Annotated in this window: 7 protein-coding genes; 2 read left to right on the top strand and 5 right to left on the bottom strand. The window is 58.9% G+C overall.

What is annotated here, in order from left to right:
• Positions 1–1513: DUF3769 domain-containing protein (locus NW844_RS00670; RefSeq protein ID WP_414332565.1), on the top strand; the 1513-nt coding region annotated here is incomplete at its 5' end.
• Positions 1514–1793: 280 nt separating this feature from the next.
• A complete protein-coding gene (locus NW844_RS00665; protein ID WP_414332563.1) occupies positions 1794–2075 on the top strand; it encodes a DUF1830 domain-containing protein in 282 nt (93 codons plus the stop codon).
• Between the two features lie 24 nt (positions 2076–2099).
• On the opposite strand, the gene NW844_RS00660 is transcribed toward NW844_RS00665, so the two are convergent.
• The 5 genes from NW844_RS00660 to NW844_RS00640 form a co-directional block, all read right to left on the bottom strand.
• A complete protein-coding gene (locus NW844_RS00660; RefSeq protein WP_414332561.1) occupies positions 2100–2474 on the bottom strand; it encodes a hypothetical protein in 375 nt (124 codons plus the stop codon).
• Positions 2475–2507: 33 nt separating this feature from the next.
• On the bottom strand, positions 2508–3233 hold the full coding sequence (locus tag NW844_RS00655; protein WP_414332559.1) for a hypothetical protein: 726 nt from the start codon (positions 3231–3233) through the stop codon (positions 2508–2510).
• 40 nt (positions 3234–3273) lie between these two features.
• Positions 3274–3819, bottom strand: coding sequence for a DUF3110 domain-containing protein (locus tag NW844_RS00650; protein WP_414332557.1), 546 nt, complete (start codon positions 3817–3819; stop codon positions 3274–3276).
• A 777-nt stretch (positions 3820–4596) separates the two neighbouring features.
• Positions 4597–4941, bottom strand: a complete 345-nt coding sequence (locus NW844_RS00645) for an ArsR/SmtB family transcription factor (RefSeq protein WP_414332555.1) — start codon at positions 4939–4941, stop codon at positions 4597–4599.
• Between the two features lie 138 nt (positions 4942–5079).
• Positions 5080–6138, bottom strand: a 1059-nt coding sequence (locus tag NW844_RS00640) for a metallophosphoesterase family protein (RefSeq protein ID WP_414332553.1), incomplete at its 5' end; no start/stop codon positions are given.

The raw sequence follows: 6138 nt of genomic DNA, 5'->3' as shown, positions 1-6138 counted from the left end.
GCAGCGCATCCAGGGATCCCGGCTGGAATACGACTTTGAGCAAGAGCGAGGAGTGTTGGAAGAAGCCTTCGGCCAGGTGGATATCGGCCAGTTGCAAGCTGCCGGATCCCCGGCGGCGGCCCTCTCGCCGCAGCGGCTGGTGCGCTTTCGCGCTGCCCGCATCCGCTTCGATGCCAACAACTGGGAAGGAGAGCAGGTGCGGCTGACCAATGACCCGCTGGATCCGCCGGAGCTGGAGATCCGCAGCCCGCGGGCGACCTCTACCTTGCAGGCGGATGGTTCCAGCCTGTTGATTGCCGAAGCTGGCCAACTGGTTTTCGACCAGGTCTTGTTTCTGCCCCTGCCCATTCGGCTGCGTTTCGACTCATTGAACCGTCAGCCGCCCATCAGCCTTTTCTACGATGACTTCGACCGGGAAGAGCTGCGGCGCGGCCTGATCCTGCAGGCCAACTTCGAGCTGCTGCAGGATCCCAATCTCAGCCTGGTGCTCTCCCCGCAACTGTATCCGCAACGCCTTTGGGGCAGCGATCAAGGGATCCGCGATGGGATCGGGCTGCGGGCTGATTTTCGTTGGCGGCAACCGGAAGCCAATGCCCAAACCTCGCTGTTTGCCGAGCTGCGCGGGATCGTCTTCGAGGAATTTGCCCGGCGCTTGCGGGCCCAGGTCGAACATCGCGTTACCACCGGCAACGGCGGCCAAGTCACTTATACCTATGCCTACCGAGAGCGTTTCTTCAGCGGGCGGCTGGGGTTTCAGATTGTGGAGAATCGCCTTGGTGCTAGCTACAGCTCGCCCACCCTCCGCCTCGGCAACACCGGTTTGGATTTCAGCTACCGCATAGCCGCCGACTACATCGACGCCCTCGGGCAACTCGGCGACATCGACACCGATCCCGATCTGGCCTTGGCCAAGACCACCGACCGCATTCAGCTCGCCCGTCTGCAACTGGGGGCAACCCTAACTCGCTCCTTTCCCCTCTGGAGCCCTCCCAAGACGGCAGCAGATCCCCCGCCCCGCTTTTCCGCTCTGCCCATCGAACAGGGAATCTGGCTCAACACCGGCGTCAGCAGCAGCCAGTCACTCTACTCCAATGGCCGTGTCCAAAGCTATACTGCCGGCAGCATCGGCATCGATGCGGTAATCGGGGCTTTTGTGGCCGATACCTTCGACTACACCAACCTGAGGGTGACCTACTCCAATGGTTTTTTGGCGGGGGCCTCGCCGTTTTTGTTCGACCGCATCACCACGCGGGAGCAACTTGTTCTGGGCTTTTTACAGCAGCTGTATGGCCCGCTGCGGGTGGGGGCAGAGACGACGGTGGATCTGCAGTCAGGCCAGCAGGTGGACATCACCTACCGCCTGGGTTACGACCGCCGCACCTATGGATTTAGCTTGCAATACAATCCGGTGCGCCAGTCGGGGGCGCTGGAGCTGCGGGTGGAGGGCCTGAACTGGGATCCCCGCCAGTCGCCGCAGAAACCGACGACCGGAGCGAGCGTCCACGAGCCCTGATCCCCAAACTCCAAGGGGACTCAAAATGTAATCTTGACTACTACTCTGTGGAGATTTTCTGTGAGAAATTGCCTCGCCGCAGGAAGAAATCTCAATCCAAGTCCGTCCTGAGTTGAGGAGCCATTCTGAAAAAATCAAAACGGTAAGATAAAATACAGAAATTGCTTTTCCAGGATTAATTTCTGCTGGTTGGGATCGCCGTATCGCAGACTACCGCAGCGATCCCCAGGCGGTGTTAGGGTAGATGCTAGGCTGAGCAGAGTGGGCTGGTGATCTAATTATGCAAACACTTGATGCAATCCCCGCCAAAAGACAAACAGAGCGAATAACCTGTAGCTACATCAATGCGACCAGCTCCGTTCAGGTGGTTCGCATCACAAATATCGAAAACTGGTACTTTGAGCGGGTGGTCTTCCCAGGGCAGCGGCTGCTGTTTGAGGCAGTGCCGGGAGCCAAACTGGAGATCCACACGGGCATGATGGCCAGCTCTATCCTGACAGACATCATCCCCTGCGAAAAGATGCGGGTGCGAGAGACGGAGCCGGTGACTGTGGGCGCCTAGATCCCCAGAGGCCAGCGGTGTGGACTAGGTCTCGCGGCCTTGCTGCTTTCTCTCCTCTGCTTCCGGGCTAGGGGAAGGTTGGGGTGAGGGGCGAGGCTTGGGCGGCAGTGGGATCTCGAGGAAACGGGCGCTCAACCTCACCGGGCTGGTCTCTCGCCGTTGCGGCGGCCAAGGGATCCCCAGCCAACGGGCCGTGAGCTCCAGCAAGCCGGGGGGCGGTGTGGGAGTAGGGGTGGGCGTTGGTGGTGGGGTGGGGTACAGATCCAAGCGCGGGGGGCGCGGGGTGCTGACCCGGAAAGCATCAGGGGGCGGCTGGGTCAGCGGCACGTTGGGATCCCCGCACCCCAGCAGGCCCAGCCCCAGCAGGATGTACAGCGTTGCAGTGCCTCTGCTTCTCATAAACGAGCTGCCGAACATCGACCCACCAGACTATCACCGGGATCCCAGGACTCTGAGCCGGCTTTGCAAATCTGCTTCCAGGGCAGATAGCTCGCGGGCCATGGTTACGTAGCGGTTGGCAGTCAAGTTTTTGGCGATAAATTGCTCCAGCAGTTGCTGATCCCGGGCAACCATCTGGTTAAAGTACTGCTCTACGGAAACCCGCGGGTCTTCGATCAAGGCTCTGCACATCTGCAAAGCCGTGATCAACTGGGCTCGCACCTGCAAAAAGAGGGACTGGACGTACTTCTGCTCTGCCTCGTTCAGTTGGCGAAAATCGCGCCAATACTGCCCTCTTTCCAGCGATTGTTGCAGCTCCTGCACCCAGCGGTTGTACTCCTTCACCTTGCGGGCCAGGTCGCTGGCGAACTCCATGATCTTGGGCGGGCTGTTGAGGAGATGGGCCTCCTGCCAACGCTGACGAATGCGACGCAGGTTTTGCCGCAACTCCAGGATGGCCCAGAGCAGCCCCAGCAAAACCACCCCCAGCAACAGGACGGCCACCGCGTACAGCAGCCAATAGCCGGGATCCCGCATCGCCGAGAAGATCACCAGAGCAACCACCAACAGGCAAAGGGCCAGCATAATCCAGAAGCGCAGTTGTTGTTGTTGCAGACGCAGGTACCCCTCCCTCAGGCCAAATGCTTCACAGCAAGCCTCCAGATCCGCATCCATGATCTGGCGAAACTCCTCTGCAGAGATCGGTTCGGCAGTGATCATCGAAGACCCTCGCAACGCAATCTGGCTGAAGTCCAGGCCGTTAGGATTTGCTCTGCCAATCCCGCGCGGTTTCCGTGCTCTCCTCCAGAGGCTCCAGCATCTCGTTGGCCGGAACCACCATCAATCCGTAGCCCCCTTCGCGACAAAAATCGACGATCTCCTGCGTGTCAAAACGTTCTGCTACAGGCTTAGGCAGTCCCTGTTGAGCCAGCCTCTGGGCATATTTTCTGGCCGCAAACGAGCTCTCAAAAGCAATAACAATATCTTGACCACCAACCTGGCGCGTGCAGATCCCCTCCTGCCCATTGGCTTGGTAGAGCAGCACGATCACCTGGGAAGGCAAGTCTTCCGGGCTAACCCAAGATAACCCTCTCTCTACCTGGGATCCCCCGCCCAGCAGCACATCCCGCGCCTCATTCAGCCGCGCCAGTTGCGCCTCTAGCAAGGGCCTTTGTCGCTCATCCTCCAGTTCTGCGAGAGCAGTGCCGAGAGTTTGGTATTCCTGAAACAATCGCCCCCGGATCTGCCGCTCGCTTGCATCCGGCGGAAGGCTGAGAATTTTAAGGGCTTCGGCGGTGCTCATCATCAAAACCTCCTGGGTCTGAACCCTTGTCCTTTAGGACGGCTTTGTCCACTTCAGGCATAACACCTCCACGAACAAAAGCCGAGAAACCGCACATCTTCTTTTTTCGCTGTTTGCGTTAATCTTTTTTCCGCTTGCTCAACAATGCAGGCTGAGTTTTCCACCAGAACTTCCGCCCACAAAGCTCAGTCCCAATTTGGGGTGCTCGACCAGGCTCCCTCTCTTGAGTCCCAAACTCAGGGTACCACCATGGGGAAGCTGTTTCCCCCCTTTTAAGGAGAAGGCACGATTCCAAATCATCGCCTAGGCTAACTGCTCTGAGAGTCGCCGGGGAGAAATTCTTCCGTGATCGTTGCTGCCATCTTGAGGTTGCTTGGCAGGGGAATTGAGTTTGGGTTGCTCGAGTAAAGCGGGAAGCGAGAAACCCAACTCAAAAGCTTCTCGTGCCAGCAAAGATGGATCCGACTGGGCGCGTTTCACCCGCTCTTTGAGGCGATTCCGCAGGTGTGCCCGGTGGATGCGTTTCAACTCCTCTCTCGGGTCGCGTGTCATGCCGTCCCCACTTTTGTTGTATCGATCCTAACAAAGAGCCCAATGGCCGGTGTCAGGGAATTTTGACGGACTTTGGGAGATGGCGCAGCGAGTGAAGCCAACGGGATCCCTGGGGCTGCCAGGAGAGAAATAGAGATGCGCTTCTGTTGGCCCACCTTCAGTATGGCGGGATCCAACAGTTTTTCCGGGGGTATTTTGGGTTGCCGCGCCCAACACCTAGGGATCTTCTCAGGGATCTTCGGCACAGGGAACCGCGGCTTTGGGGGGGCCAGCCTGTCCCAAGCTATCCAAAAAATGCTGCAAGAGCTGAAAACCGGGTGGGTTAAGGCTGTAGTAAATCCAGCGCCCCTGCTGGCGAGCGTTAACCAGCTTGGCATCTCGCAGAGTTTTCAAGTGAAATGAAAGCTTAGACTGGCTAACCTGTAGCTTTTCGCAGAGCTCGCAAACACACAACTCGCGCCCCTGCAGCAGTTGCAGCACGCGTAGACGGAGCGGGTCAGAGAGAGCGTGGAACCGCTCCCACACCTGCTTATCCAGCAGATCCCCTTTTACCTCGACCAGCAACGAGACCATCTGTAATCAACTCTTAACTAAAGTAGCAGGAGTTGTGCGCCCCAACTCTTGATTGATTGGACTGATGGATGGGATGGTGGGGGAAAAGTAAGACAACGCATCGGCTCGGCAGCGTTTCCCTCCATGGAATCGACAGAGTTAATCCCGACACAGGGATCCAATACGAGCTTGGCAGGTGGCGATTTCTTCGGGGGTGAGGTTGTCCCAATTGACGTCGCGGCGCAGCACCAAGCCATTGTGCCCGGTGATGAAGCGGGGCAGCTCGGCTTGGTCGATCACGCTCAGATCCCGCATGTGGTAGGTGGTGTAGTAGGTAACCTCCGAAGTGTTGAAATCCACGTCGATAAGGGTGAGGGTCTTGCGGGGGGGCAGGGGGCTATTCAGGAGGGGGCGGGGGCCGGAGCCAAGAATGCCGCAATGGAGCAGTTGCAGTTGCCCCTTGTGGCCAGGGTAGTAGCCGTGGTCGTGGCCGCTGATGTAGGTGTGGACGCGGTACTTCTCCAGCAGGGCCCGCTTGGCATCGGCCTCCAGCAACACCTCTCCTGGATCGTCGCGCCCGACGGTAATCGCATAGAGGGGTAGGTGGCCGATAACGATGCGCAACTTGGCCTTCTGAGCCCGTTCGCTGGCCAGTGCTGCTTCCGCCCAGGCCATCTGTTCCGGCGGGATGTAGTTGCAGGTGGCGTCCCAGACTAAGTAAAATACCCCGTCTTTTTCAAAGGTGTAGTAGAAGGGAAAGTCGCCTCGATCCACAAAGTTCAAGCCCGGATCGTGGGCCGGGTCGTTCCAAAACTCACGGGCCAAATCCCGTTCTTTTTGGAAGAGAAAACCGCCCCGCGTGGTGCGGGCACAGGAAGCATCGTGATTGCCCAGCGTGAAGCCGTAGGGGAGTTTGGCGGCTCGCAGCGGGCCGGCCACATGCCGGTCGAAGGCTGCCCACATGGCGCGAATGCGCTCTTCCGAGAGGCGGGGATCCTGCCCGGCCACCATGTCCCCTCCTCCCAAGACGATATCCGGCTGGAAGTAGGGGATGAGGCGGATAGCCCGATCCACCTCTGGGTCGTAGTCCACCGAGCCGTAGATGCCGTTCATATCGCTGATGACCAACAGGCGAAGATCGCGGCGGGCTGGGATGTAGAGGCCCCGGGGAGCTTCTGGATGGGGGACAACCGTGGGCGTAGGCCGAGGGGTAGGGGG

Source organism: Synechococcus sp. H55.2 (genome assembly GCF_047462495.1).
Lineage (GTDB): Bacteria > Cyanobacteriota > Cyanobacteriia > Thermostichales > Thermostichaceae > Thermostichus.
The sequence above is the reverse complement of the archived record's forward strand: the minus strand, read 5'-3'. Positions and strand labels throughout refer to the sequence as shown.